The sequence below is a fragment of the Terrabacter terrae genome (assembly GCF_039529575.1).
In the GTDB taxonomy this organism is placed as follows: domain Bacteria; phylum Actinomycetota; class Actinomycetes; order Actinomycetales; family Dermatophilaceae; genus Terrabacter; species Terrabacter terrae.
The window spans coordinates 1-548 of sequence record NZ_BAAANB010000159.1 but is presented as its reverse complement, the minus strand read 5'-3'; the positions used below and the strand labels follow the sequence as shown (position 1 = coordinate 548).

Here is a 548-nt window from a genome sequence, read left to right as displayed (position 1 = left end):
CCCGAGCTGGCGAACCTCCCGCGCAAGTTCAAGACGGCCATCACCGGCCACCCGAGCCTCGACGTCGTCCACGAGATCAACGACGTGTCGCTCGTGGGGGTCGTCCACCCGGAGCTCGGCCCCGGCTACGACCTGTGGGTCGGTGGCGCGCTGTCGACGACGCCGCGTCTCGCCGAACGCCTCGGCGTCTTCGTCACCGAGGAGGAGGCGGCCGACGTCTGGCACGGCGTCATCCGGATCTTCCGCGACTACGGCTACCGCCGCCTCCGCAACAAGGCCCGCCTGAAGTTCCTCCTCGCCGAGTGGGGCCCCGCCAAGTTCCGCGAGGTGCTCGAGCGCGAGTACCTCGGCCACCCCCTGCCGGACGGCCCGGCCCCAGCGCCGGCCACCGCACCCGGCGACCACGTCGGCGTCCACGCACAGAAGGACGGACGCTTCTACGTCGGCGCCGCGCCCGTCGTCGGACGGGTCGGCGGGAACACGCTGACGGGCCTGGCCGACCTGCTCGAGGCCACCGGCGCCGGGCGCGTGCGCCTCACCGCCCACCA

At 73.5% G+C, this 548-nt stretch carries 1 pseudogene; it reads left to right on the top strand.

Going from position 1 to position 548, the window contains the following annotated elements:
• Positions 1–548 (top strand): annotated as a pseudogene (locus ABD194_RS20280) (nitrite/sulfite reductase); the annotation flags it as partial.